The sequence below is a fragment of the Cellulomonas sp. S1-8 genome (assembly GCF_026184235.1).
Taxonomy (GTDB): Bacteria; Actinomycetota; Actinomycetes; order Actinomycetales; family Cellulomonadaceae; genus Cellulomonas.
In genome coordinates this window covers 1256050-1281148 of record NZ_CP110806.1, presented here as the reverse complement: position 1 = coordinate 1281148, position 25099 = coordinate 1256050, and the positions used below count along the sequence as shown (strand labels likewise).

At 74.3% G+C, this 25099-nt stretch carries 23 protein-coding genes; 7 read left to right on the top strand and 16 right to left on the bottom strand.

The window, feature by feature from the left end; genetic code table 11:
• The first annotated feature begins 40 nt into the window (after window positions 1-40).
• Window positions 41-916 carry a purine-nucleoside phosphorylase gene (locus OKX07_RS05715; protein WP_265630883.1) on the top strand — a complete coding sequence of 292 codons (876 nt, stop codon included), beginning with the start codon at window positions 41-43 and terminating at the stop codon, window positions 914-916.
• 182 nt (window positions 917-1098) lie between these two features.
• Complete coding sequence (locus OKX07_RS05710; protein ID WP_265631825.1) at window positions 1099-2925, top strand: phospho-sugar mutase; 1827 nt, start codon at window positions 1099-1101, stop codon at window positions 2923-2925.
• A 40-nt stretch (window positions 2926-2965) separates the two neighbouring features.
• Here OKX07_RS05710 and OKX07_RS05705 read toward each other — a convergent pair whose 3' ends face one another.
• The 12 genes from OKX07_RS05705 to OKX07_RS05650 form a co-directional block, all read right to left on the bottom strand.
• Window positions 2966-5344, bottom strand: coding sequence for a DUF6055 domain-containing protein (locus OKX07_RS05705; RefSeq protein ID WP_265630882.1), 2379 nt, complete (start codon window positions 5342-5344; stop codon window positions 2966-2968).
• 464 nt (window positions 5345-5808) lie between these two features.
• Window positions 5809-6528, bottom strand: a complete 720-nt coding sequence (gene deoC, locus OKX07_RS05700) for a deoxyribose-phosphate aldolase (RefSeq protein WP_265630881.1) — start codon at window positions 6526-6528, stop codon at window positions 5809-5811.
• Window positions 6525-7661, bottom strand: coding sequence for an adenosine deaminase (locus tag OKX07_RS05695; protein ID WP_416220832.1), 1137 nt, complete (start codon window positions 7659-7661; stop codon window positions 6525-6527). Before OKX07_RS05695 ends, deoC begins: the two co-directional genes overlap by 4 nt.
• Window positions 7658-7894, bottom strand: coding sequence for a hypothetical protein (locus tag OKX07_RS05690; protein ID WP_265630880.1), 237 nt, complete (start codon window positions 7892-7894; stop codon window positions 7658-7660). Before OKX07_RS05690 ends, OKX07_RS05695 begins: the two co-directional genes overlap by 4 nt.
• Before the next feature lie 92 nt (window positions 7895-7986).
• Window positions 7987-9282 (bottom strand): thymidine phosphorylase, encoded by a 1296-nt coding sequence (locus OKX07_RS05685; protein ID WP_265630879.1) that lies wholly within the window; start codon window positions 9280-9282, stop codon window positions 7987-7989.
• Window positions 9279-9713: a cytidine deaminase gene (locus tag OKX07_RS05680; protein ID WP_265630878.1), complete on the bottom strand. Its 435-nt coding sequence runs from the start codon at window positions 9711-9713 to the stop codon at window positions 9279-9281. Before OKX07_RS05680 ends, OKX07_RS05685 begins: the two co-directional genes overlap by 4 nt.
• 14 nt (window positions 9714-9727) lie before the next feature.
• On the bottom strand, window positions 9728-11023 hold the full coding sequence (locus tag OKX07_RS05675; RefSeq protein ID WP_265630877.1) for an ABC transporter permease: 1296 nt from the start codon (window positions 11021-11023) through the stop codon (window positions 9728-9730).
• The gene (locus OKX07_RS05670) at window positions 11020-12288 is read right to left on the bottom strand and encodes an ABC transporter permease (RefSeq protein ID WP_265631823.1); all 1269 of its coding nucleotides are present in this window, start codon (window positions 12286-12288) and stop codon (window positions 11020-11022) included. Before OKX07_RS05670 ends, OKX07_RS05675 begins: the two co-directional genes overlap by 4 nt.
• Before the next feature lie 47 nt (window positions 12289-12335).
• A complete protein-coding gene (locus tag OKX07_RS05665) occupies window positions 12336-13853 on the bottom strand; it encodes an ABC transporter ATP-binding protein (RefSeq protein WP_265630876.1) in 1518 nt (505 codons plus the stop codon).
• A 163-nt stretch (window positions 13854-14016) separates the two neighbouring features.
• A complete protein-coding gene (locus tag OKX07_RS05660; protein ID WP_265630875.1) occupies window positions 14017-15123 on the bottom strand; it encodes a BMP family lipoprotein in 1107 nt (368 codons plus the stop codon).
• A 221-nt stretch (window positions 15124-15344) separates the two neighbouring features.
• Window positions 15345-16631: an amidohydrolase gene (locus OKX07_RS05655; protein ID WP_265630874.1), complete on the bottom strand. Its 1287-nt coding sequence runs from the start codon at window positions 16629-16631 to the stop codon at window positions 15345-15347.
• A gap of 67 nt (window positions 16632-16698) precedes the next feature.
• On the bottom strand, window positions 16699-17838 hold the full coding sequence (locus OKX07_RS05650; RefSeq protein ID WP_265630873.1) for a mannose-1-phosphate guanylyltransferase: 1140 nt from the start codon (window positions 17836-17838) through the stop codon (window positions 16699-16701).
• Window positions 17839-18046: 208 nt separating this feature from the next.
• Here OKX07_RS05650 and sdhC point away from each other — a divergent pair, with 208 nt between their 5' ends.
• Genes sdhC through OKX07_RS05625 form a run of 5 tightly spaced genes read left to right on the top strand, consistent with a single transcriptional unit; the run spans window position 18047 to window position 22422 of the window.
• Entirely contained in the window at window positions 18047-18475 is a 429-nt protein-coding gene (sdhC, locus tag OKX07_RS05645) for a succinate dehydrogenase, cytochrome b556 subunit (protein WP_416220831.1), read from the top strand.
• Complete coding sequence (locus OKX07_RS05640) at window positions 18475-18933, top strand: succinate dehydrogenase hydrophobic membrane anchor subunit (RefSeq protein ID WP_265630871.1); 459 nt, start codon at window positions 18475-18477, stop codon at window positions 18931-18933. Before sdhC ends, OKX07_RS05640 begins: the two co-directional genes overlap by 1 nt.
• 39 nt (window positions 18934-18972) lie before the next feature.
• Window positions 18973-20793, top strand: coding sequence for a succinate dehydrogenase flavoprotein subunit (sdhA, locus tag OKX07_RS05635; RefSeq protein ID WP_265630870.1), 1821 nt, complete (start codon window positions 18973-18975; stop codon window positions 20791-20793).
• Window positions 20793-21578, top strand: a complete 786-nt coding sequence (locus OKX07_RS05630) for a succinate dehydrogenase iron-sulfur subunit (RefSeq protein WP_265630869.1) — start codon at window positions 20793-20795, stop codon at window positions 21576-21578. Before sdhA ends, OKX07_RS05630 begins: the two co-directional genes overlap by 1 nt.
• A gap of 1 nt (window position 21579) precedes the next feature.
• Window positions 21580-22422 carry a phosphotransferase gene (locus tag OKX07_RS05625; protein WP_265630868.1) on the top strand — a complete coding sequence of 281 codons (843 nt, stop codon included), beginning with the start codon at window positions 21580-21582 and terminating at the stop codon, window positions 22420-22422.
• A 66-nt stretch (window positions 22423-22488) separates the two neighbouring features.
• Here the strand turns inward: OKX07_RS05625 and OKX07_RS05620 are convergent, their stop codons facing one another.
• The 4 genes from OKX07_RS05620 to OKX07_RS05605 all read right to left on the bottom strand — a co-directional run bounded on the left by OKX07_RS05620 (window position 22489) and on the right by OKX07_RS05605 (window position 25095).
• A complete protein-coding gene (locus tag OKX07_RS05620; RefSeq protein WP_265630867.1) occupies window positions 22489-23520 on the bottom strand; it encodes a YihY/virulence factor BrkB family protein in 1032 nt (343 codons plus the stop codon).
• Between the two features lie 10 nt (window positions 23521-23530).
• Window positions 23531-24076: a 2'-5' RNA ligase family protein gene (locus OKX07_RS05615; RefSeq protein ID WP_265630866.1), complete on the bottom strand. Its 546-nt coding sequence runs from the start codon at window positions 24074-24076 to the stop codon at window positions 23531-23533.
• 17 nt (window positions 24077-24093) lie between these two features.
• Entirely contained in the window at window positions 24094-24618 is a 525-nt protein-coding gene (locus OKX07_RS05610; protein ID WP_265630865.1) for a hypothetical protein, read from the bottom strand.
• 66 nt (window positions 24619-24684) lie between these two features.
• Entirely contained in the window at window positions 24685-25095 is a 411-nt protein-coding gene (locus OKX07_RS05605; protein ID WP_265630864.1) for a Sec-independent protein translocase TatB, read from the bottom strand.
• Between the last annotated feature and the right edge of the window lie 4 nt (window positions 25096-25099).

The following is a 25099-nucleotide window of genomic DNA, read 5'->3' as shown; positions in this document are numbered from 1 at the left end:
GCACCATCCTGCCCCGGCGGACCCTGGTTAGCCTGTCCCCATGACCGATGTCTCCCCCGCCCGCGACCTCACCGGCGGCGCCGTGCCCAGCCTCGACGACCCCGCGACCGACCCGTTCGACGTCGCACGCATCGCGGCGGAGGTGATCGCGCGCCGCACCGGCGTCCAGCGGCACGACGTCGCGCTCGTGCTCGGCTCCGGCTGGGGCGGCGCGGCCGACCTGCTGGGCGAGACGGTCGCCGAGCTGCCCAGCCACGAGGTGCCGGGCTTCTCGCGGGCCGCCGTCCAGGGGCACGTCGGGACGCTGCGCTCGGTGCGCATCGCGGGGGACGCCGGCCGGCCCGACCGGTACGCGCTCGTCCTGGGGTCGCGCACGCACCTGTACGAGGGGCGCGGCGTGCGGCGCGTCGTGCACGGCGTGCGCACGGCCGCTGCCGCGGGCGCGTCGACCGTCGTGCTGACCAACGGGTGCGGCGGCCTGAACCTCGCGTGGGCTCCCGGGACCCCCGTGCTGGTGCGCGACCACATCAACCTCACGGCGACGTCCCCGCTCGAGGGCGCGACGTTCGTCGACCTGACGGACCTGTACTCCGCCCGGCTGCGCGCCGTCGCGCGCGAGGTCGACGCGTCGCTCGACGAGGGCGTGTACGTGCAGTTCCCCGGACCGCACTACGAGACCCCGGCGGAGGTGGCGATGGCGGGGCGCATCGGCGGCGACCTGGTCGGCATGTCGACGACGCTGGAGGCGATCGCGGCACGGCACGCCGGCCTGGAGGTCCTGGGCATCTCGCTCGTCACGAACCTCGCCGCGGGCATCAGCCCTGAACCGCTGGACCATGCGGAGGTGCTCGCGGCCGGCCGCGCGGCGGGACCCCGGATCAGCGCGCTGCTCGCCGACGTCGTGCGCCGCCTGTGACGCGGCGTCCCTGACGCGCGTCGACGCGGCGCGCCGCTAGGTTGGACGGTGTGAGCACCACCGACGACCACGACGACGTGCTCCGGGGGGACGCCCCGTCGGCTGCCGCCCGGAACGACCGCCCCGCCGACGCGGAGGACCGCCCCGACCACGGCCCCGACCGCGATGCCGACTGGCAGCGGCTGGTCGCACGGGTGGAGGAGTGGATCGCGGACGACCCGGACCCGCGGACCGCGGACGAGCTCACGCGGCTGCTGCGCCTGGCCGGCTCGACCCCCGAGCCCGGTGCGAGCGAGCCCCTCGCGGACCTCGTCCGCGGGGACGCGTCCGCCGCCCGCCAGGACCTGGCCGACCGCTTCGCCGGCCTCCTGCAGTTCGGCACCGCGGGCCTGCGCGGGCAGCTCGGCGGCGGCCCGCACCGCATGAACCGCGCGGTGGTGATCCGCGCCGCCTCGGGGCTCGCGGACTTCCTGCTGGGCGAGCTCGAGGGCGCCACCCCGGCGCCACGGGTCGTCGTGGGGTACGACGCGCGGCACAACTCGCACCGCTTCGCGCTCGACACCGCCGAGGTGATGACGGCCGTCGGCATCGACGTCCTGCTGCTGCCCCGCGCACTGCCGACGCCCGTGCTCGCGTACGCCGTGCGACGCCACGACGCCGACGCGGGCGTCATGGTCACCGCGTCCCACAACCCCGCGCGCGACAACGGCTACAAGGTCTACCTGGGCGGGCGGGTCGTCACCGACGGCGGCCAGGGTGCGCAGATCGTGCCCCCCGCGGACGCGGCCATCGCCGCCGAGATCGCGCGCGTCCCGTCGGTCGCCTCGGTGCCCCGCGCCGCGACGGGCTGGACGGTGCTCGGCGAGGACGTCGTCGAGGAGTACGCGGCCACGGCCGCGGGCGTCGCGCCCGGGGGTGATGCGGCGGCCCGCGCCGCGCTGACGGTCGTGCTCACACCCCTGCACGGCGTCGGCGGGGCCCTGACGCACGACGTGCTGGGTCGCGCGGGCTTCGGTGACGTCACGCTGGTCCCGGAGCAGGCCGAGCCGGACCCCGACTTCCCGACCGTCGCGTTCCCCAACCCCGAGGAGCCCGGCGCCACGGACCTGGCGCTCGCGCTGGCCGCGGCGATGCGCGCGGACCTCGTCGTCGCGGTCGACCCCGACGCGGACCGCTGCGCCGTGGCCGTCCTCGACCCGCGCGCGCACGTCGCCGCGCGCGGACCGCAGACCCCGCAGGCCGACGGCTGGCGCATGCTCACGGGCGACGAGGTCGGGGCGCTGCTCGGTGCCGACGCCGCTGCCCGCACCCGTGCGGCCGGCGTCCCCGACGGCACCACGCCGACGCTGGCGTCGTCGATCGTGTCGTCGCGGCTGCTCGCCGCGGTCGCGGCCGAGGCCGGGCTGCGGTGGGTACCCACGCTCACGGGCTTCAAGTGGATCTCGCGCGTCGACGGCCTGGTGTACGGGTACGAGGAGGCGCTGGGCTACTGCGTGGACCCTGCGCACGTCCGCGACAAGGACGGCATCTCCGCGGCCGTGCGCGTGTGCGACCTGGCGTCGCGGCTGGCGTCGCAGGGGCGCACGCTCGTCGACGCGCTGGACGACCTGGCGCGCGCCCACGGGCTGCACGCGACGGGCCAGGTCAGCGCCCGCTACCCCGACCTGGCCGGCATCGGCGCCACCATGGCGGCCCTGCGCGCGGGCCCGCCGTCGCACCTGGCCGGGTCACCGGTCGTCGAGGTCGTCGACCTGGCTGCCGGGACCGACGACGACCGCGACGGCCTGCCCCCGACGGACGGCGTCCGGCTGCTCGCGGCGGACGGCACCCGGGTCGTGGTCCGGCCGTCCGGCACGGAGCCGAAGGTCAAGGCCTACCTCGAGGTGGTCGTGCCCGTGGCGACCGACGCCGACCGACCGACCGTGGACGCCGCGCACCGGTCCGCGCGCGGGCGGCTCGACCACCTCGCGGCGGACGTGCGCACGGTCCTCGGCCTCGACGGGCTCTGAGTCGAGGGTCTGAGCCGAGACGTCTCAGCCCGGGGAGGTCTCAGCCGCTCCGGGTGCAGCGCAGCTGCGGGACGACGCGTGAGGCGTCGCTCGCCGTCGCGGCGTTGAACCCGAACGTCACGCTCTGGCCGTCGGCGATCGCCCCGTTCCAGGACAGGTTCTCGGCGGTCGTGGTGCTGCCGCTGCGGGTGAGGTCGACGGCCCACTTGTCGTAGATCTCCAGGCCCTCGGGCTGCGTCCACGTCACGAGCCAGCCGCGCACGCCCGACGTCGTCGCGGTCACCGTCACCGTCACCTGCATGCCGCCGGGCCAGGAGTTCACGATCTCGTAGGTGGCGGTGCACGCGCCCGCAGGCACCGCGGCGGGCGGTGGGGCGACGCCGGGCTCGCCCGCGGGCGGCGGCGGGTTGGGGGCCGGCGCCGCGGTCGCCGGGGCCACCCCGGGCGGGGTCGTGGGCGTCGCCGGCACGGACGGCGAGGACGTCGACGGGGGCGGCGTCCCGGGCGTGACGGGCGTGGTCGGGCTCGGGGTCGGGGTGGTGGTCGGGGCGTTCGCGTTCAGGGCGGTCTCCCCCGGGGCGAACGGGACGACGACGGGGTTGACGTCGCTGTCGACGGCGGCGGGATCGCACACGGCACCCGCCCGGTAGGACGTGTAGGCGCCCACGTCGCACGTGAAGCCGACGACGGCGTCGCCGCCGACCAGCACCGCGCCGGACAGCCGCGCCGTCCCCCGCACGACGGCCACGTCGCGCACGACGACGTCCCCGGACAGCTGCGCCCCGGCCTCGACCCAGGCACGCCCCTCGAGCCGCACCCCCGGCCCGACGGAGGCGTCGCCCCGCACGACGGCGCCCGGCGCGACGTAGGCGCCGTCGTCGACGGTGGCCGCGTCGTCGACCCACCCGCCGCCGTTCGGGTGCCGGTGCCCGCCCTCGACGGCGACGTCGGCGGCGGGGTCGGACAGGCCCGCACCGGCCACGCGGAACTCGTAGGGGAAGCGCACGGTCGACGCGAAGGTCTCGGCCGCCGCCGGCACGACCTCGGCGGGGGTCGCGGTGACCACCAGGTACACCTCGCCCTCCCCCGGCCGCAGCGCGAGCCGCACCTCCCCGTCGGTCGCCTCGGTGACCGGGCTGTACCGCGGCCCGGCGGGTCCGACCGCGACGAGGCCGAAGCTCCAGCCGGGGTGCCCGTCGGCCAGCGCCTCGGCGTGCCCACGCACCCGGACGCGCACGTCCGCACCCGAGCCGTCCGGCACGAGCCGGACCACGGTGTAGCCGTAGGCGGCGGGCGCGAAGGTCCCGGTGACCCGGTGGTGGCCGGGGTCGTCCGGCACCGACTCGACGGGCGTCGTGCGGTGGGCCGCCAGCACCGGGTCGAGTCCCGCCAGCAGCGCGCCGGGGTCGCCCGTGCCGCCGACGTCGCCGACGGCGGCGCGCATCGCGTACTGCGCGACGCGCCGGTTGAGCGCGGACGCGTTGGACGACGTGAGGCGCGCGTAGGCGCCGAGGACGTGCTCGGTGTCGAGGGACCGGGTCCACAGGTCCCGCACGACCGTCGGCGACGACCGGTCGGCCAGGTGCTGCAGGAGCAACCACCCGGCGGCACCGTGCCGCGGGCTGCCCCAGGCGAGCTGGGGTGCGAGCACGTGGTCGGACACGTCGGCGTACTGCCCGGGGACGGCGAGCGTCGCGAGGTACGCCGACGCGGCGGTGCGCAGGGTCGCGGCGGCCTCCGTCGTCAGTCCGTGCCCCGGGTTCGCGGCCTCCGTGAGGTGCTGCACCGTCTCGGCGACGCCGCGCGCGAGCTCCCACGGCGTCCCGGTCGGCACCTGCGGCAGCGCGGTGCCCGCGTCCGGGCCGGTCGGCTCGGGCGTCGGGACGGCCGCGGGGGTCGGCTCGGTCGACGACGCGAGGACGCCCGGCTCGACCCGGAGCAGCCCGACACCGCCGACGACCGCGCCCCGCGTGAGCGGCTGCGCGCCGTCCCCGGTGGACAGGCCGCCGTCGAGGGCCGCGACCGCGCCGTCCCCCGGTGCGCCGGGGCCGGCCGACCAGGTCCCGTCGACGACGACGACGAGCTTGCGGTCCCCCAGCGGTCCATCGTGGGCGCCCAGGCCGAGCGCGTCGACGTCGAGCGCGTGCAGGGCCTCGAGCTGCGCGACGACGACCGCGGGGTCGAAGCGCAGGCCGTCGGGCGCGGTGCGGGGGTCCTCGCCGGCGCGGTCGCCCCACGCGAGCGCGACCGCGTCGCCCTCGAGCACGTGCGCGTCTGCCCAGGCGGCGCGCCAGCCGTCGGGGACGACGAGGTCCCGCGGTCCGGCGGTCCGGTCGCCGAGGGCGGTCGCCAGAGCGGCGCCGAGCACGAAGGCGACGACGAGCGCCACGACGATCGTGCCGCGCCTGATCCGGCCCATGCCGCGCGCGTCTCCTCCCCGCGGGTGCGCGCGCCGTCGGGGTCGTCGGACCGGGTGCACCTGCTCATGACCTACGCCGTCGTCGGTCACGATCCCACGCCGAACCGGACGACCGTCCACCATCGTCCGACCTGCGGGCTCCAGTCAACGCCCGAAACGTCCGGATCGGCCGTCATTCACCCGCTGGGAGGCCGAACTCTCACGTCCCTCTCATCGCTCACGGCCCGATGCGGACGTCGGGCGAGCCCGCCCCACCCCAGGTGGTGAGAGGTCGATCCGGCCCGTCGTGGCGAGAGGTGAGGTCCGGCAGGTGGGACGAACCGGCAGCGAGACCGGCCTGAGTCGTCTTCTCAGGCTGTATGGACGACTCAGGCCGGTCTGGTCGAGGCCGCGTCTCAGGGAGCGGACCGAGGGGGACGCGTCGGCGGCGCTTCGGCCACGCGATCCCTGCGCGACGCCGCGACTCAGTAGTCGCCGTCGGCGGTGAGCCCGCCGAGCACCGCGGCGGTGCCGGACAGCCCCAGCCGCGTCGCGCCCGCCTCGACCATCGCGAGCGCGTCCGCGGCGGTCCGGACCCCGCCCGACGCCTTCACGCCGAGGCGTCCGCCGACCGTCTGCGACATGAGCCGCACGGCGTGGACGGTCGCCCCGCCGGCGGGGTGGAAGCCGGTCGACGTCTTGACGTAGTCCGCACCCGCCGCCTCGGCGGCCTGGCAGACGTGCACGATCTCGTCGTCGCTCAGCGCCGCCGACTCGATGATGACCTTGAGCACGGTCGGTGCCGGGACGGCGGCGCGCACGACCCCGATGTCCCGGCCGACGTCCGCGAACCGGCCCTCCTTGGCGGCGCCGACGTCGATGACCATGTCGACCTCGGCTGCACCGTCGCGCACGGCCCGCGCCGCCTCGGCGGCCTTGACGTCGCTGTGGTGCTTGCCCGACGGGAAGCCGCAGACGGTGGCCACGAGCAGGTCCGGCTCCCCGTCGAGCCCCACGGGGATCTCGAGCGGGAGGAACGACGGCGAGACGCAGACCGCGTACACGCCGAGCCGCAGGCCCTCGGCCACCAGCGCCTCGACGTCCGCGCGCGTCGCCTCCGGCTTGAGCAGCGTGTGGTCGACGACCCGCGCGAGCCCGACCGCGTCGAGCGGAACGTGCGAGGGGGTGGTGTCGTCGGTGGTCATGCGCGGTGCCTCCCGGGGCGTGCGGTTCCCGGCGTGGCCGCCGGGCGGACGATGCGGTCGACGAGCGCGCGGCGCTCGTCGTCGTGCAGGAACGCGTTCCGCGCCGCGGTGAGGGTGACGTCGACGACGTCGTCGAAGGTCCAGCCCGCCTCGCGGACCAGCAGCCCGTGCTCGCGGGACAGCGACGTGCCGGACTGCAGCCGGTTGTCGGTGTTCACGGTGACCTCGAAGCCCGCGCGGCGCAGCAGCGTCACGGGGTGGTCGGCGACCGACGACGCCGCGCCGGTCTGCACGTTCGACGACGGGCACACCTCCAGCGGCACGCGCCGGTCGCGCACCCAGTGCGCCAGAACACCGAGCCGCCACGTGCCGTCCGGCCCCGCGTGCACGTCGTCCGCGAGGCGCACGCCGTGGCCCAGGCGCACGGCCCCGGCGACGTGCAGCGCCTCGGCGACGGAGTCCAGGCCGCCGTCCTCGCCGGCGTGCACGGTCGCCGGGAAGCTCGCGTCGCGCACGGCACGGAATGCCGCGGCGTGCCGCGACGGCCCGAACCCCTGCTCGGGGCCCGCGATGTCGAAGCCGACGACGCCCGCATCGCGGTTCGCGAGCGCGAGCGCCGCGATCTCGCCCGACCGGTCGGCCTGCCGCATCGCGGACAGCACCTGCACGACGCGGATCTCGTGGCCGTCGGCCCGCGCCTGCGCCTCGCCCTCGGCGAGCCCCGCGCCCACCGCGTCGACGACCTGCTGCAGCGTCAGCCCGCCCACCTGGTGCTGCTCGGGCGCGTACCGCTCCTCGGCGTACACGACACCGTCGGCCGCGAGGTCGAGGACCGCCTCGCGGGCGACCCGGCGCAGCCCGTCGGCGGTCTGCATGACGGCGAGCGTGTGCACGAACGTCTCGAGGTACCGGGGCAGGGAGCCCGACCCGGCCGCCTCGACGAACCACCGTCCCAGCGCGTCGGGGTCGGTCGTCGGCAGCGTGTGGCCCGCCGCGGCGGCCAGGTCGACGATCGTCGCCGGGCGCAGGCCGCCGTCCAGGTGGTCGTGCAGCAGGACCGTGGGGAGCGCGACGAGCGCGGCGTCGAGATCGGCGAGGTCCGCCGGGACCACGGGTGAGACAGGGTGTCTCACGCGTCGCCGTCCTCGTCGTCGAGCGGGACCTCGATCGCCTGCTCGGCGACGTCGGCCTCCTCGGCGAGCCCGTCGCGGTCCGCGCGCGGGGACGTCGGCACGTGCTCCTCCGGGTCGCTCCCGTCCGGGTGCTCGGGGGTCTCGTCGGAGTCCGTCAGCCGCAGCGGCTGCGCGGTGTCGACAGGCGCCAGCCCGGCGTCACGCCAGGACTGCGATCCGGGGACGGTGCTCATGGCTCCTCCATCAGGGTGGGTCATCCGCCGGCAGCGGGCGTCCTTCATCGTGGCCCTGCCGCGGGGGCGCCGCGACCGGGACCGGCAGGGCGTCAGCCCGCGGCCACGCGGTCCAGGACGAGGGCCCGCCGCTCCCCCGGCGCGCCCTGCGGGTCGACGACGACGCCCCCGACGAGGGCCTCACGGGCCCGCGCGAACCGCTCGGGGGTGTCGGTGTGCAGCGTCAGCAGCGGCTGTCCCGCGCGGACCGTGTCGCCCGGGCGCGCGTGGAGCTCCACGCCGGCGCCGGCCTGCACCTGGTCCTCCTTGCGGGCGCGGCCGGCGCCCAGGCGCCACGCCGCGACGCCCACCGCGTACGCGTCGAGCGTCGTCAGGACCCCGTCCGCCTCGGCGAGGACCTGCTCGTGCTCCCGAGCGACGGGCAGCGTCGCGTCCGGGTCCCCGCCCTGCGCCGCGATCATGCGGCGCCACACGTCCATCGCGCGGCCGTCGGCCAGCGCCGCCGCGGGGTCGGCGTCGGGGCGTCCGGCGGCGTCGAGCATCTCGCGCGCGAGCGCGACCGTGAGCTCGACGACGTCCGCGGGGCCGCCACCGGCCAGCACCTCGACCGACTCGCGCACCTCGAGCGCGTTGCCGGCCGTCAGCCCCAGCGGCGTCGACATGTCGGTGAGCAGCGCGACCGTGCGCACGCCCGCGTCGGTGCCGAGCTCGACCATCGTGCGGGCCAGCTCGCCCGCCCGGTCGACGTCCTTCATGAACGCGCCCGACCCGACCTTGACGTCGAGGACGAGCGACCCCGTGCCCTCGGCGATCTTCTTGCTCATGATCGAGCTCGCGATCAGCGGGATCGCCTCGACCGTGCCGGTGACGTCGCGCAGCGCGTACAGCTTGCGGTCGGCGGGCGCGAGGCCGGCGCCCGCGGCGCAGATGACCGCGCCGACGTCCTCGAGCTGGCGCATCATCTCGTCGTTGCTGAGCGACGCCCGCCAGCCGGGGATCGACTCGAGCTTGTCGAGCGTCCCCCCGGTGTGCCCCAGACCCCGGCCGGACAGCTGCGGCACCGCCACGTCGAACACCGCGACGAGCGGGGCCAGCGGCAGCGTGATCTTGTCGCCGACGCCCCCCGTGGAGTGCTTGTCGGACGTGGGGCGCGACAGGCCCGAGAAGTCCATGCGCTCGCCGCTGGCGATCATCGCGGCCGTCCAGCGCGCGATCTCGCCGCGGTCCATGCCGTTGAGCAGGATCGCCATGGCCAGGGCGGACATCTGCTCGTCCGCGACGGCGCCGCGGGTGTACGCGTCGAGGACCCAGTCGATCTGCGGGTCCGTGAGCCGGCGTCCCTCGCGCTTCGCGACGATCACGTCGACCGCGTCGAACTGCTCGCTCATCGTGCACCCCCGTCGTCGTCCGCCGCGCGCTCCACGAGGTCGGCCGGCCCGAACGCGTCGGGCAGCACCTCGCTCATCGGCACGATCCCTCGCACAGTCTCCACCAGCAGGTCGGGCCCACCGTGCTCGAACAGCAGCTGGCGGCAGCGTCCGCACGGCATGAGCACGTCCCCGTGCCCGTCGACGCAGGTGAAGGCCACCAGGCGCCCGCCACCGGTGACGTGCAGCATCGACACCAGGGCGCACTCGGCGCACAGCCCGACGCCGTACGACGCGTTCTCCACGTTGCACCCGACGATCACGCGGCCGTCGTCGACGAGCGCCGCGACACCCACCGGGAACTTCGAGTACGGGGCGTACGCGCGGGTCATGACGTCGCGTGCGGCGGCCCGCAGGCCGTCCCAGTCGACGGTCTGCGTGGTGCGGGGCATGTCCACTCCTCGGGTCACTCCTTGACGTACGGCTCGCCCGACGCCGCCGGGGCGCGCGAGCGTCCGACGAGTCCGGCGACCGCCAGGATCGTCACGACGTACGGCAGCATGAGCATGAACTGGCTCGGCACGGGGGCGCCGACGATGCTCAGGGCGCCCTCGAGGTTCGAGGCGAAGCCGAACAGCAGGGCCGCGAGCGCCGCCTTGACGGGGTCCCACTTGCCGAAGATGACGGCGGCGAGCGCGATGAAGCCCGCGCCGGCGGTCATCTCCTTGCCGAAGGCGGACACCGACACGACGGTGTAGAACGCGCCGCCGACGCCTGCGATCGCACCGGCCACCAGGAGCGCCCGGTAGCGCGTGCGCTCGACCTTGATGCCGACCGTGTCCGCGGCCTTCGGGTGCTCGCCGACCGCGCGCAGCCGCAGGCCCCAGCGCGTGCGGTACAGCGCGAACCACACGCCCGGCACGGCCAGGTACATGAGGTAGACGACGACCGTCTGGTTGAACAGCGACGGGCCGATCACCGGGATCTGGGACAGCCCGGGGATCGCGATGTTGGAGAACCGCGTCGTGCTGTTGAGCTCGGCGTTCGGCACCAGGACCTGCGAGTACAGGAAGCTCGTCAGGCCGATGACGAGCACGTTGAGCACGACGCCGACGATGACCTGGTTGACCTTGTAGGTGATCGTGAAGACGCCGAGGACCGCGCCGACGAGCACGCCCGCGACGACCGCCGCGAGCAGGCCGACCCACGGGCTGCCCGTGACCGAGCCGGCCACCGCCGCGCAGAACGCGCCCGCGAGGAGCTGCCCCTCGATCGCGATGTTGACGACACCGGCGCGCTCGCCGATGACCCCGCCCAGCGCACCGAAGACGATCGGCACGGCCAGCAGCACCGAGCCGCCGACGACGCGGACCGCAGGGATGTCGCTCGGGCTGCCGGCGGCCGCCCACGCGAGGAAGCCGACGAGGAATGCCACCGCGAAGGCCATCGCCACCCACGAGGGGACCCGGCGCCGCCGACCCACGCGCACGAACGCCAGCACGGTGAGCAACGCCATGACCGCAGCGCAGACCCACCCTGCGGCCGTGCCGGGCACCACGAGGTCGGGCAGGGTCACCACGTCGCTCGGGGTCGCGAGGCGGAACCGTGCGTCCCCCTCGCGGGGGCGCAGGCCGAGCAGCAGCGCGAACAGCGCGGTGACCACCGCGAGCAGGACCGGTACCTTGCGCGAGACCACCGTCACCTGACGCGGCTCGACGACCTCGTCGGGTGCGGGCACGCGGTCCGCCGTCGTCGCGGTCACCGCTGGACCTCCTTGCGGCGCGCGGCGCCCGACCGACGGCCCGTGGCCGGTGCGCGACTGCCCGGCTGCGGGAGCCGGAACACCGCACGCACCAGCGGCGGCGCCGCGATGAACAGGACGATCAGGGACTGCACGACCAGCACGATCTCGATCGGGATGTTCTCGGACGCCTGCATGACCGACCCGCCGGCCTTGAACGCCCCGAACAGCAGACCCGCGAGCAGCACCCCGCCGGGGTTCGACGCGCCGAGCAGCGCGACCGTGATCGCGTCGAAGCCGACGCCCGCGTCGATGTCGTTGCTGAACCCGGTCGTGATCAGGCCGAGCACCTGCGTGCTGCCCGCCAGGCCGATCAGCGCACCGGACACGAGCATCGCCAGGACCGTCGAGCGGGGCACGTCGATGCCGGCGACGCGGGCGGCGTACGGGTTCTCCCCCACCGCGCGCAGCGCGAACCCGAGCCGCGAGCGCTCGAGGATCCACCACACGAGCACGACCGCGACCAGCGCGAGCAGGAACCCCAGGTGGAGGCGGAACTCCGGGCCGAGCAGCCGCGGCAGCAGCGCCGTATCAGCCATCGGCGGCGTCTTGGGGTTGGCAGACCCGGGCGCCTGCAGCAGGCCCGGGGTGGCCAGCAGGTACGCCAGCAGGTAGAAGGCCACGTAGTTGAGCATGATCGTCACGATCACCTCGTGCGCGCCCGTCATCGCCTTGAGCAGCCCGGCGATCCCGGCCCACAGCGCACCTGCCGCGACGCCCACGACGATCGCGACGACCACGTGCAGCCCGGCGGGCAGGTCCCAGGCGAAGCCGACCCAGCCGGCACCGGCCGCGGCCATGAGCATCTGCCCCTGCCCGCCGATGTTGAACAGGCCCGACCGGAAGCCGACCGCCAGGCCGAGGCCCGCGGCGATGAGCGGGGTCGCGTAGGTCATGGACTGCGTGAGCGGGCGGATGGCCTGCTCGAACGAGTCGGCCGTGTAGTTGTAGACCGCACCGCGGAACAGCGCCGCGTAGGCCCCGCCGACGGCCTGCCCCACCGCGGCGAACAGGTCGCCCGGACGTGCGAAGAAGTACTGTGACGCAGCCTGCACGTTCTCGTCGGTGAACGCGATCATCACGGAGCCCGCGAGCACCGCGAGCACGACCGCACCGAGCGAGACGGCCCAGCCACCGGACACCACACGGGCCAGCGCCTCGGCCCAGCGCGCGTCGCGCTCGACCGCCGGGGGACCGGCGTCGTCGCCTCCTACGTCGGTCGCCACGACGCCGGGCACGGCCACGTCGCCGCCGGTCGGGTGCTGCGGCTCGCTCACGCGGCCTCTCCCTCGGTGGGGGCGACGCCGGCCATCATGAGGCCGAGCACGTCGCGGGGGGTGTCGGACGGGACGATGCCGACGACGCGGCCGCGGTACATCACGAGGATCCGGTCGCCCAGGGCGACGGCCTCGTCGAGCTCGGTGGCCACGACGACGACCGGGACTCCCGCGTCGCGGGTCTCGACGATCCGCTTGTGGATGAACTCGATCGAGCCGACGTCGACGCCGCGCGTCGGCTGCGCCGCGACCAGCAGCCGCAGGTCGCGCGACAGCTCGCGCGCCACGACGACCTTCTGCTGGTTGCCGCCCGACAGCCGGCCGACGGGGGCGTCGATGCCCTGCGTGCGGATGTCGAACTCCTCGACCTTCTCGCGCGCGAACGCGTCGCGCACGCGCAGCTGGAGTGCTCCGCCGCGCACGAAGGGTGGTCCGTCGACGCGGTCGAGCACGAGGTTCTCGGCAACCGTGAACGACCCCACGAGCCCGTCCCGCGTGCGGTCCTCGGGCACGTACCCGACGCCCGCGTCGAGCACCTGCCGCACCGTGCGCCCGACGAGCTGCGTGCCGTCGAGCTCGATGCTGCCGGCCGCGCGCACCTGCAGCCCGGCGAGCGCCTCGACCAGCTCGGTCTGCCCGTTGCCCTGCACGCCCGCGACGACGAGGATCTCGCCACCGGGCACGTCGAACGACACGTCGTCGACCAGGACGACGCCACGCACGTCGGTGACCTGCAGGTTCGTGACCCGCAACCCGCCGGCGGTGCGCTGCGGCAGCTCCTTGTGGACGGTGAGCTCGACGGGGCGTCCGACCATGAGCGAGGCGAGCTCGGCGTCGGTCGCGGTGGGAGCGGCCTCGCCGACGACGGCACCGCGGCGCACGACCGTGATGCGGTCCGCGACCTCGCGGACCTCGCGCAGCTTGTGCGTGATGAACACGATGGCGGCGCCGCTGTCCCGCAGCCGACGCATGGTGCCCATGAGCTCGTCGGTCTCCTGCGGCGTCAGGACGGCGGTGGGCTCGTCGAACACGAGCACGCGGGCGTCGCGCGACAGCGCCTTGATGATCTCGACGCGCTGCTGCACGCCGACCGGCAGGTCCTCGACGAGCGCGTCGGGGTCGACGTGGAAGCCGAACCGGTCGGCGATCTCGCGCACCTGGGTGCGCGCGGCATCGAGGTCGAGCCGGCCCCCCGAGCGCGTCTGCTCGTGACCGAGCATGACGTTCTCGGCGACCGTGAAGACGGGCACGAGCATGAAGTGCTGGTGGACCATGCCGATGCCGGCGGCCATCGCGTCGCCGGGACCGGCGAAGTGCTGCACCGTGTCGTCGAGCAGGATCTCGCCCTCGTCGGCCTGGTACAGGCCGTACAGCACGTTCATGAGGGTGGACTTGCCGGCGCCGTTCTCCCCGAGCAGGCAGTGGATCTCGCCGGGCTCGACGACGAGGTCGACGTGGTCGTTGGCGACGAGCGCGCCGAAGCGCTTGGTGATGCCGCGAAGCTCGAGCTTCATGGGCGGGTTCCTCGGGTCGGGACGTGCGGCTCAGGACTGCGGGACGTGCCAGGTGGAGTGCCGGGTGCGTGCTGGCCCGACCGTGCGATCGTCGCACGCGGACGCCCCGGGTGAGCCGTTGCCGGCGCGCCCGGGGCGTCGTGTCATGCGGACGAGCTCACGCTCACTGGTTGAGGTACGAGGTGACCGTGATCTCGCCGTCGATGATCTGCTGCTGGAGCGCCTCGACCTCGGCGACGAGCTCCGGGGAGACCTTCGACTCGAAGTTGTGCAGCGGCGCGATGCCGACGCCGTCGTTCTCCAGCGTGCCCACGTAGGTCGTGGGGTCGAACTCGCCGTTGCCCGATGCCGTCACGGCGTCGAACGTCGAGAGCTTCATGTTCTTGAGGATCGACGTCAGCACGAGGTCCTGCGTCGAGGGGTCCGACTCGAAGAGGTCGGCGTCGGTCCCGATGAGCGCGATGCCCTCACGGCCGGAGTCGGCGATGGCGTCCATGGCGGACTGGTAGATCGGACCACCGACGGGCAGGATGACGTCGACGCCCTGGTCGATGATGCCCGCCGCGACCTGCTTGGCCTGGTCGTTCGCCGCGAAGCCGCCCGTGAAGGAGCCCTTGTCGCCGCCCTCGTAGCCCACGACCTGGACGGCCGCGCCCTTGACCTCGTTGTAGTACTCGACGCCCTGCTTGAAACCGTCCATGAAGATCGTGACGGTGGGGTACGGCTCGCCGCCGTACGTGCCGACCTTGTTGACGCCGCTCGTGGCCGAGTAGCCGGCCGACAGGTAGCCGGCGAGGAACGCGGCCTGCGCCGTGTCGTACAGCAGCGGCTTGATGTTCTCGGCGTCCGTCGTCCCGTCGAACTCCGCGTCAGCGGCGTCGTCGACGAGGATGTAGTCGATCTCCGAGTTGGCGGTGGCCGACTCGACCGTGGCGGCCGACAGGGCGAAGCCGACGGAGACGATCGCGTTGCAGCTCTCGGCCACGAGGCTCTCGAGGTTCGTCGCGAAGTCCGCCTCCGAGTCCGACTGCACCTCGGCGAAGCCGGCGCCGAGCTCCTCGGCCGCCTCCTTGGTGCCCTCGTAGCTGAGCTGGTTGAAGCTCTTGTCGTCGAAGCCACCGGCGTCCGAGACGACGCACGCCTTGAAGTCGCTGGCTGCTGCGCTCTCGTCGCCCCCGGCTGCCGGCTCGGCCTCGGGCGCACTGCCGCACGCCGCGAGCGCGAGGGCGACCGCCCCACCCAGTGCGGCCACTCGAATGTTCTTCTTCACGGCGGTTCTCCTGCGTCTCGACGTCGCGCCGCACGGTCGTCCCGGGTCACGGACGGCGCACCGTCGCACCGCCGAGGTCCGGGACCGGTCGGCTTGATCACCTCGGACACTAGGCACCCGCACGTCACGGCGTTGTTACCGCTGGGTATCCGCGCAGGTTCCGTGATGAATTCGCAACCTCGTCCCGACCTTCGGTCGCGTTGTCCGAGGGGCGAGACGCCCTAGGAGACCGCGCGTCGACCCGCCAGGTGGGCGGCACGGGCGAGCAGCAGCGCCCCTGCCTCGATCGCCCGCTCGTCCACCTGCAGGTCGCCCTGGTGGATGTCGAACGTGTGCCCGCCCGGCATGCGCGTGCCCAGCCGGGCCATGGCACCGGGCACCTTGGTCAGGTACCAGGCGAAGTCCTCGCCGCCCAGCGACTGCTCGGTCAGCCGCACGGACTGCGGCCCCAGCACGTCGTGGGCGGCCGCCTCCAGCACCTCCGTGCTCTCGGCGCGGTTCTCCACCGGCGGCACGCCGCGCTGGTGCTTGACCTCGACCTCCACGCCGAGCGGTGCGACGACGGACTCCACCGCCTGCTCGAACACCGCCGACGCCCGCTCCCACGCGCGCACGTCCAGGCACCGCAGCGTGCCCATGACCGTGCCCGTCGCCGGGATCGCGTTGTGCACCGTCCCGGCCCGCACCGCACCCCACGTGAGGTTCACGCCCGATCGCGGGTCCAGCCGGCGGCCCAGCACCGCGGGCACCTGCGTGATGACCTGGCCGAGGGCGAACACGACGTCGCCGGTGAGGTGCGGCCGGGACGTGTGGCCGCCCCTCCCCGTGACCGTGACGGTGACCTCGTCCGACGCCGACGTGATCGGCCCGATCCGCGTCCCCACCAGCCCGACGTCGAGCTTCGGGTCGCAGTGCACGGAGAAGATCTCCCCGACACCGTCCAGGCCGCCCTCGTTGACGACGTCGATCGCGCCGCCGGGCTGCACCTCCTCGGCCGGCTGGAAGATGAGGCGCACCCCCACGTCGAGCCCGTCGGCCGCGGCGAGCCGCGCCAGCGCGAGCCCGGCGCCGAGCACCGCCGTGGTGTGGACGTCGTGCCCGCACGCATGGGTGATCCCGCGGTGCACCGACGCCCACGGCAGGCCGCAGGTGTCCGGGAGCGGGAGGCCGTCGAGGTCGGCCCGCAGCGCGATGCGGCGCGCGCCCGTCGCGACGACCGTGGGGCCGATGTCGCACCACAGGCCCGTCCCGGGGAGCAGGTGCGGCGTCAGGCCGGCCGCGCGCAGCCGCTCGGCGACGACGCGCGTCGTGCGCTCCTCGGTCCGCCCCAGCTCGGGGTGCGCGTGCAGGTCGCGTCTGATCGCCACCAGCTCGGCCCGCAGCTCGTCGAGCGTGGCCGCCAGCGCGCGCGCCACCGGGTCGGTCGGCCCGGGGGCGAGGGTGCGCAGCGCGGGGACGTCCTGCGCGGCAACGGGCACGGTGGGGTGGTCGACGGCAGGGGTGGGCACGGTCCGAGGGTATCGCCGTGGCACCCCGGGGCCCGCTGGCGCCCGCGGGAGCACCACGGGCGCACGGTCAGAGCAGGTCGTCGCGCCCGCGCTCGCGCCACGCGTCGACGGCCTGCTTGACCTGCTGCGCGTGCGCGCGCGTCGTGACGAGCAGCGCGTCGGGGGTGTCGACGACGACCGCGTCGGGCACGCCGACGACGCTCACCGTGCGACCGCCGGTGACGACGACCGCCCCGTCGGCGTCGATCCGCAGCACGTGCGCCGCGTCGCCCAGCGTCGCGTCGCCGTCGCCGTCGCCGTCTCCGCCGGCAGCCGCAGCCGCAGCCAGCAGCGTGCCGAGCGACGCGAAGTCGCCGACGTCGTCCCACCCGAACGTGCCCGGCACGACCGCGACGCCCCCGGCGGCCGCCACCGGCTCGGCGATCGCGTGGTCGATCGCGATCTTCGTCAGGCCCGGCCAGGTGTCGGCCAGCCGTGCGTCCCGGTCGGCGGTGTCCCAGGCGGCGGCGATGGTCCGCAGGCCGTCGTGCAGCGTCGGGAGCTGCGCGGCCAGGTGGTCGAGCAGCACACCGACGCGGACGACGAACATCCCGGCGTTCCAGCTGTACCGGCCGGTTGCGAGGTACTCGGCCGCGGTCTGCGCGTCGGGCTTCTCGGTGAAGCCGACGACGCGGTGGGCGTGAGGTGCACCCTGTGCGCCCAGCGGGTCACCGCTGCGCACGTAGCCGAACGCGGTCGACGGCTCCGTCGCGCGGATGCCGACGGTGACGACGACGCCGGTGCGCGCCGCCGCGACGGCCTCGCGGATCGTCGCCTCGAACTGCGGCAGCCCGGTGATGACGTGGTCGGCCGCGAACGACCCGAGGACGACGTCGGGCCCGTGGCGCTCGGCGAGGACCGCCGCCGCCAGGCCGATCGCCGCCATCGAGTCGCGCGGGCTGGGCTCCGCGAGCACGTGCTCGGGGCCGAGCTCGGGCAGCTGCGCGGCCACCGCGGCCGCGTGGCGCGTGCCCGTCACGACCAGGACGTGGCCCGGGCCGGTGAGCGGCAGCAGCCGGTCCACCGTGCCCTGCAGCAGCGTGCGGCCCGCTCCCGTGAGGTCCAGCAGGAACTTGGGGTGCCCGGCGCGCGACAGCGGCCACAGGCGCGTCCCGGCGCCTCCCGCGGGCACGACGGCGTGGAAGTCATGGATCGGCGCGTCCGGCATGCGGCAACGGTAGCGGCCGACCCCGCCCCGTCCCGTCCGAACCACCGGACGCGAAGGGGGCGCGGGGGACGGAGGTCCCCGCGGCACCCCCGGGGCCTGTGGGGTTGGTCACAAACCCAGGCTGGTGCGACCCGGGGCCCACCGGCGGGCGGCCGTCGGGTCGCGGGGTCATTACAGTGTGGGGAACGTCCAGGACAACGCCGTCCGCATGCGAACTCGCCACAGGAGGCCCCCCACCGTGTCCTCAGCGCCCACCGCGCCAACGCGGCCGGCCGGAACGCTCTACCGCGGGCGCGAAGGCATGTGGTCGTGGGTCGCCCACCGCATCACCGGGTTCGCGATCTTCTTCTTCCTGCTCGTGCACGTGCTCGACACGGCGCTGGTGCGGGTCTCCCCCGAGGCCTACAACGACGTGATCGGCACGTACAAGAACCCCATCATGGGTCTGGGCGAGGCCGGTCTGGTCCTCGCGATCGCCTTCCACGCCTTCAACGGCGTGCGCATCATCCTCGTGGACTTCTGGGCCAAGGGACCGCGGTACCAGCGGGTCATGCTCTGGGTCGTCCTCGGCCTGGTCGCCGTGACGATGGCGGGCTTCCTGCCGCGCCACCTGATGAACGTCTTCGGGGGGCACTGATGAGCACCATCGCCGATCCCAAGGCCCCGCGCGCCTCGCGCCCCGGCCCGTCGCGGCGCACCACGCGCGGCAACTTCGAGCTGTACGGCTGGGTCTTCATGCGCGGCTCGGGCGTCATCCTGATCGTGCTGATCTTCGGCCACCTGTTCGTCAACCTCATGGTCGGCGAGGGCATCAGCGCGATCGACTTCGGGTTCGTCGCCGGCAAGTGGGCCTCGCCGTTCTGGCAGGTCTGGGACCTGCTGATGCTCTGGCTGGCGATGCTGCACGGCACCAACGGCATGCGGACGATCATCAACGACTACGCCGAGAAGGACACCACCCGCCTGGTGCTCAAGGTCGCGCTGTACGCGGCCACGGTCCTGGTGATCACTCTCGGGACCCTCGTGATCTTCACGTTCGACCCGTGCCCCCCGAACAGCCCGGCGGACCTCCTGCCGTCGTTCTGCACGGCCTGACCCACCGGACGCCCCCCAGCAAGGAAGGCCTCGCAGCCGATGCAGACCCACCAGTACGACGTCGTCATCGTCGGCGCGGGCGGCGCCGGGATGCGCGCGGCGCTCGAGTCCTCGACGCGTGTGCGCACGGCCGTCATCTCCAAGCTCTACCCCACGCGCTCCCACACCGGTGCGGCGCAGGGCGGCATGTGCGCCGCCCTGGCCAACGTCGAGGAGGACAACTGGGAGTGGCACACGTTCGACACCGTCAAGGGCGGTGACTACCTGGTCGACCAGGACGCCGCCGAGGTGATGGCCAAGGAGGCCATCGACGCGGTGCTCGACCTGGAGAAGATGGGCCTGCCGTTCAACCGCACGCCCGAGGGCCGCATCGACCAGCGTCGCTTCGGCGGGCACACCCGCAACCACGGCGAGGCCGCCGTGCGCCGGTCCTGCTACGCCGCGGACCGCACGGGCCACATGATCCTGCAGACCCTGTACCAGCAGTGCGTCAAGAACGACGTCGAGTTCTTCAACGAGTTCTACGTCCTGGACCTGCTGGTCGACCACGACCTCGCCGCGGGCGAGGTGCCGGACGGCGAGGAGGTCAACGCGACGGGCGTCGTCGCGTACGACCTGGCCACGGGCGAGATCCACGTCTTCCAGGCCAAGTCCGTCGTGTTCGCCACGGGTGGTGCGGGCAAGATCTACAAGACGACGTCCAACGCCCACACCCTCACGGGCGACGGCATGGCGCTGGCCTACCGCCGCGGCATCCCGTTGGAGGACATGGAGTTCTTCCAGTTCCACCCGACCGGCCTCGCGGGCCTGGGCATCCTGCTCTCGGAGGCCGCGCGCGGCGAGGGCGGCATCCTGCGCAACTCCGAGGGCGAGCGCTTCATGGAGCGCTACGCCCCCACCATCAAGGACCTCGCCCCGCGCGACATCGTCGCGCGGTCGATGGCCAACGAGGTGCGCGAGGGCCGCGGCGCCGGCCCCAACAAGGACTACGTGCTGCTCGACCTCACGCACCTCGAGCCGGCGCACATCGACGCCAAGCTGCCCGACATCACGGAGTTCGCGCGCACCTACCTCGGCATCGAGCCGTACACCGAGCCCGTGCCCGTGTACCCGACGGCGCACTACGCGATGGGCGGCATCCCCACGAACATCGAGGGCGAGGTCCTGCGCAACGCGACCGACGTCATCAAGGGCCTGTACGCCGCGGGCGAGGTCGCGTGCGTCTCGGTGCACGGGTCGAACCGCCTGGGCACCAACTCGCTGCTCGACATCAACGTGTTCGGCAAGCGGGCCGGCAGGGCGGCCGCGGCGTACGCGGCGACCATCGAGTACGTCGACCTGCCCGAGAGCCCGGCGACGCGCGTCGAGTCGGACCTCGAGACCATCCGCACGCGTGCCGACGGCGAGCGGGTCTCCGACATCCGGCGCGCCCTGCAGGAGACGATGGACGCGAACGCGCAGGTCTTCCGCACCGCGGAGTCCCTCACGCAGGCGCTCGCCGACCTCAAGGCGCTGCGCGCCCGGTACCGGGCCGTCTCGGTGCAGGACAAGACCCGCACGTTCAACACGGACCTGCTGGAGGCGGTCGAGCTGGGCTTCCTGCTCGACATCGCCGAGACGGTCGTGGTCGGTGCGCTCAACCGCGAGGAGTCCCGCGGCGGGCACTTCCGGGAGGACTTCCCGGACCGCGACGACCAGCGGTTCATGCAGCACACGATGGCCTACCGCCGCCCGCTGACGACCACGGTCCCCGCCGCCGGCGCGTTCACCCGGTCCGAGGAGTTCGACGACTACCGGCTCGTCCTGGGTGCCAAGCCCGTGACCGTCACCCGCTACCAGCCGATGGAGCGCAAGTACTGATGACCGCCACCGTGGAGTCCCCCGCAGCCGAGGTCGGCGCCGTGCCGTCCTTCCAGGTCACGCTGAAGATCCGGCGGTTCCTGCCGGCGGACGAGGACATGCCCGCCTTCGGGGCACCCTTCGAGGCCGAGCCGCGCTGGGACGAGTTCACGGTCGAGGTCCACGGCACGGACCGCGTGCTGGACGCGCTGCACAAGATCAAGTGGGAGATGGACGGCTCGCTGACGTTCCGCCGGTCGTGCGCGCACGGCATCTGCGGGTCCGACGCGATGCGCATCAACGGCCGCAACCGCCTCGCGTGCAAGGCCCTGCTCAAGGACCTCGACCCGAGCAAGCCGATCACGATCGAGCCGATCAAGGGCCTGCCCGTGGTCAAGGACCTCGTGGTCGACATGGAGCCGTTCTTCGCCTCCTACCGCGAGATCATGCCGTTCCTCGTGACGACGGGCACGGAGCCCACCAAGGAGCGCCTGCAGTCCCCCGAGCAGCGCGAGCGCTACGACGACACCACCAAGTGCATCCTGTGCGCCGCGTGCACGTCGTCGTGCCCCGTGTTCTGGACCGATGGCCAGTACTTCGGTCCCGCCGCGATCGTCAACGCGCACCGCTTCATCTTCGACAGCCGCGACGAGGGCGGGACGCAGCGCCTCGAGATCCTCAACGACAAGGAGGGCGTGTGGCGCTGCCGCACGACCTTCAACTGCACCGAGGCGTGCCCGCGTGGCATCGAGGTGACGAAGGCGATCCAAGAGGTCAAGCGCGCGATGATCACGCGCGCCTTCTGACGTGACCCACCTGCTCGCCGCGCTCCCCCGCTACGTCGAACCGGAGCCGGCCGAGCCCGGCGTCCGGCTGCCCGGCGGCAACGTGGGGGGTGCGGTGCGTGTGGGGACGACCGTCCGTCGGCCGGCAGGCCCGTGGACGCCGGCCGTGCACGCGCTGCTCGCGCACGTGCGCTCGCGCGGTCTCGACGGGGTCCCGGAACCGCTCGGCATCGACGCGCAGGGCCGTGAGGTCCTGGAGTTCCTGCCCGGCGAGGTCGTCGACCTCGCCGAGGTCACCGACGCGCGGCTCGCGTCGGGCGCGGCCTGGCTGGCGCGCTACCACGCGGCGGTCGCCGACCTCCGGCCGGGGCGCGTGCGGTGGCGCTTCGAGGAGCGCGACCTGGCACCGGGCGAGATCGTCTGCCACCACGACGCGACGATGTACAACATGCTCGTCGCGGGACCGGGGTCGGACGAGGTCGTGGGTGTCGTGGACTGGGACGTCTCCGGGCCGGGCGTCCCGCTGGACGACCTGGCGATGCTCGCCTGGAGCGGAGTGCCGTTCTACACCGACCCGGGCCCGCAGGAGGGCGCGCGCAGGCTCCGTGTGCTTGCCGACGCCTACGGTCGCCAGGCGGACGACCTGGGCGTCCCCTCGCCGTCGGCGGTCGACGTGGCCCGGCACGTCGTGCTGCGGATGGCGGCCGCGACGGACCGCATCGCCGCCGGCCAGGAGGCGGGCGACGAGGGCATGCGCAACCTGCTGCAGGTGGGCGAGCCGGCCCGCACGCGCGCGCAGCTCGCGGCGTACGCGGACCGCCTGCCGTCCCTCGTCGGCCACCTCGAGCCGCAGCCCACCCCCTGAGCCCCGCCGACCGGAACACCGCTCCCCGTCGCGCTGCCCATTCGGTGAGCCAGGTTCCGGTCGGGGTCAGGGGGCGAGGGCGCCGTCCGGGTGCGGGGAGCCCGGCGCGGGCGCGGGCGGGTCCGCGGTCCACGCGGCGGCCAGCAGCACGATGCGCGCGATGAGGTTGATCCACAGCAGCAGCACGACGATCACCGCGAACGACGCGAGCACCGGGTTGTTGCTCACGGTGCCCGCGACCACCGACGTGCCGAGCAGCCGCACGACCCCGAGCCCGACGGCAGCGATCGCCGCACCGCCGAGCAGGTCGCGACCTGGGGGCGACTGGTCGGCGAGCACCCGCACCACCATGACGAACACGGCGGCGTCCACGACGAGCACGACGAGGATCCCGACGACGCGCACGACCGTCCCCGACGCGTCGGACCAGCCGAGCAGACCCAGGAACCAGTCGGTGGCGGTCGTCACGGCGATCCCGAGCACCGCGGACAGCAGGACCGCGAACGCGATCCCCACGAAGCCGCCGAGCTCGCGCAGCTTGCCGACGACCGCGTTGCCGCCGTCGTAGGCGTCGAACATCGCGCGGACGGCCCGCCGCAGCGCCGCGGTCGCCGAGATCGCGCTGAACAGCAGCACGACGAACGCGACGGCGCCCGCGACGCCGAGCCCCGGGCTCAGGACGAGGTCGTCCGGCTCGAGCAGACCGTTGCCGTCGCCGGTGTCGATCAGACCGGGCAGGGCCTCGCCGACCGTGCGCAGGACCGTCTCGCGCAGCTCGTCGTTGCCGCCCAGCACCGCCATGAAGGCCGTGTACCCGATGGTCACGCCCGCGAACACGCTGAACAGCGCCGTGTACGCGATCCCGCCGGTGAGCAGGCCGCCCCCGGCGCGTCCGAACCGCGCGTTCGCGCGCGCGGGGCGCGTGCCCTGCCACCACGCGAGCAGGGCCTTCGCGCGCTCGACGAGACCGCCGAACCCCGGCGCCCATCGTGGACCCGCGAGCGGGTCGGGCGATCCCGCGGTCGCGTGGACGTGCGCGGCCCCGGCGCCGGCGGGGGGTCCGGCGACGGTCCGCTCGCGGGGGGTCGGGCGTTCCATGCCGTCGAATCTAGGCGCGGTCCCCCGCCGGGGCATCCGCGGTCGCACCGAGCGCGAAGCGGTGCACGGGCCGCCACGCCTCGCCGTCGTGGACGAACCGGTGGACGTGGGTGACGTCGAACGCCGCCTGGTACGTCGCCATCGCCGTCTGGGCCGCGTCGAGCGCCGCGTCGTCGAGGTCGTGGGCGACGGTGACGTGCGGGTGGTAGGGGAACGACGCGGCGACCCCGAGCGGACCGGCCCGCAGCGCCGACTCGAGCGCCGCGCACTGCGCCGCACCGTCCTCCAGCCCGACGAACACGACGGGCGACACGGGCCGGAAGGTCTGCGTGCCGCGCAGCAGCACCCGGAACGGCTCGTGGCACGCAGCCGTGCGCGCGAGGTGGTGGTCCAGCTCGTCGAACCGGTCGTCCGCGACGGGCGTCGGCCCGATGAGCGTCACGTGCGGGATGATGGCGCGCGCCTGGGGGTCGCCGAACCGGACGCGCGCGTCGTGCAGCTGGCTCCGGAACGGGTCGGGCACGACGACAGCGACGCCGACGATCGTCTCGCCCACGCCGGCGAGGGGAAGCCTCACGCGCGCGCCCGACGCCGCGGGAGCAGGCCCGAGCGGTCGTACACCCGCTCGAGGGTGGGCGTCGCGAGCTCGCGTGCGCGCGCGGCGCCGTCCGCCAGCACGACGTCGAGGGTTGAGGGGACCGACAGGTGGTGCCGCACCCGCCCCTGGAACGGCGCCAGGAAGTCGACGACGACCTCGGCCAGGCCCTTCTTGAGGTCCCCGTACCCCTTGCCCTCGTCGTCCGCCTCGAGGGTCGGCATGCTGCGACCCGACAGCGCCGCGAGGATCGTCAGCAGGTACTGCGCGGCCGTGCGCCGGGTCCGCTCACGCAGCACCGTCGGGTCGGGGCTCACCGTGAGCGCGTGCCGGTCGACGACGCAGATCGCGTCGTGCGTGTGCTGCAGCGCGACCCACTGGGTCAGCGCGCCCAGGTCGTTGCCGAGCTGGACCGAGTCCGACGTCGGCTGCATCCCCGAGACGATGCGACCGCCGGTGGTCGCCGGCGTGGGGGGCGGCGACGTGGACAGCACCTGGGTCATTGCGCGGGCCTCCTGAGGGTGGTCGGCCGAAGGCCGGGGGTCGTGCGAGGGCGTGCCATGTGCGGCTCAGGTCGCCTCGTCGTCGAACGGGGCGGGCGCGCCTGCGTCGGGCGGGCCGGCGGCCCCGGCGAACGCGGAGGTGGCCGCGCCCGTCGCCGCTGCGCCCCCGGCCGTGGGGCGCGACCGCCCGGGGCGGGGCGTCGCGGGCCGTGACGGTGTCCGGGGCGGGGGGTCGTCGAGCAGGGCGTCCCGCACGATCCGCCGGGGGTCGTACCGGCGCGGGTCGAGCGCGGCCCAGTCGACGTCGTCGACACCCAGCTCCGCGTCGACGCGGTCCTTGGTGTCGCGGGCGACGTCGCGCAGCTGACGCACCCACCCCGCGAGCTGCTCCGCGTACGCCGGCAACCGCTCCGGCCCGACGACCAGTGCGGCGACGAGGAGCAGGATGAGCAGCTCGCCGCCGTTGATCCCGAACACCCGC

Coding starts and splice junctions, on each gene's coding strand:
- sdhA (WP_265630870.1), top strand. CDS start 18,973: ATGCAGACCCACCAGTACGACGTCGTCATCGTCGGCGCGGGCGGCGCC.
- OKX07_RS05705 (WP_265630882.1), bottom strand. CDS start 5,344: ATGGGCCGGATCAGGCGCGGCACGATCGTCGTGGCGCTCGTCGTCGCC.
- OKX07_RS05665 (WP_265630876.1), bottom strand. CDS start 13,853: ATGAAGCTCGAGCTTCGCGGCATCACCAAGCGCTTCGGCGCGCTCGTC.
- OKX07_RS05640 (WP_265630871.1), top strand. CDS start 18,475: ATGAGCACCATCGCCGATCCCAAGGCCCCGCGCGCCTCGCGCCCCGGC.
- OKX07_RS05650 (WP_265630873.1), bottom strand. CDS start 17,838: ATGCCGGACGCGCCGATCCATGACTTCCACGCCGTCGTGCCCGCGGGA.
- OKX07_RS05620 (WP_265630867.1), bottom strand. CDS start 23,520: ATGGAACGCCCGACCCCCCGCGAGCGGACCGTCGCCGGACCCCCCGCC.
- OKX07_RS05685 (WP_265630879.1), bottom strand. CDS start 9,282: ATGAGCGAGCAGTTCGACGCGGTCGACGTGATCGTCGCGAAGCGCGAG.
- sdhC (WP_416220831.1), top strand. CDS start 18,047: ATGCGAACTCGCCACAGGAGGCCCCCCACCGTGTCCTCAGCGCCCACC.
- OKX07_RS05715 (WP_265630883.1), top strand. CDS start 41: ATGACCGATGTCTCCCCCGCCCGCGACCTCACCGGCGGCGCCGTGCCC.
- OKX07_RS05610 (WP_265630865.1), bottom strand. CDS start 24,618: ATGACCCAGGTGCTGTCCACGTCGCCGCCCCCCACGCCGGCGACCACC.
- OKX07_RS05630 (WP_265630869.1), top strand. CDS start 20,793: ATGACCGCCACCGTGGAGTCCCCCGCAGCCGAGGTCGGCGCCGTGCCG.
- deoC (WP_265630881.1), bottom strand. CDS start 6,528: ATGACCACCGACGACACCACCCCCTCGCACGTTCCGCTCGACGCGGTC.
- OKX07_RS05680 (WP_265630878.1), bottom strand. CDS start 9,713: ATGCCCCGCACCACGCAGACCGTCGACTGGGACGGCCTGCGGGCCGCC.
- OKX07_RS05690 (WP_265630880.1), bottom strand. CDS start 7,894: ATGAGCACCGTCCCCGGATCGCAGTCCTGGCGTGACGCCGGGCTGGCG.